Here is a 524-nt window from a genome sequence, read left to right on the forward strand (position 1 = left end):
TGGCGCGAGTCCGTGCCCCCTGTGCAGACGCAGTCGGGGCCTGAAGGTGACGCGGCCGACGACGAGCCAGGTTTTAGTCCGTTCGTCCCGCCGAGCTTCGAGCGACCGAGCTACGCGAGCATGTCTGCTGCGATGGCGGCTAGGGAAGGCGGTCAGCCGGTGAACGACGAAGCCCTGACGACGCAAGCGGCGCCGTCTGGTATGCAACGTCGATCTGAACCCCAGGCCGAACTGCATATCGAACAGCCGCAGCCGCAGCCCCGGTCGGCAGCAGCGCCGTTGGAATCGATCAAGCACGCGAGTGTCGCCGGGAGCGACGCTAATGCCGAGCGGTTCGGTGCGCAACCGGAACCCGCGCCACAACGACCAGCAAGTCCCAACGAACATAAGGCCGCGTCCGCGCCGACTATCGCTGCGCAGGAATCCCCAGCGGATGACGAAGAGCAGACCGAGGGCGGCGGGCTGGCATCTGGCCGGCCGGAACTGGTGTCGCCCGATTCGCTTCCTGACTTCAAGCGCGTTCT

At 66.4% G+C, this 524-nt stretch carries 1 protein-coding gene; it reads left to right on the forward strand.

Annotated elements, in window-relative coordinates; translation table 11 throughout:
• Nucleotides 1–159: 159 nt before the first annotated feature.
• Nucleotides 160–524: hypothetical protein (locus tag AWB81_RS44145; protein ID WP_200822668.1), on the forward strand; the 365-nt coding region annotated here is incomplete at its 3' end.

Source organism: Caballeronia arationis (assembly GCF_001544975.2).
GTDB lineage: Bacteria > Pseudomonadota > Gammaproteobacteria > Burkholderiales > Burkholderiaceae > Caballeronia > Caballeronia arationis.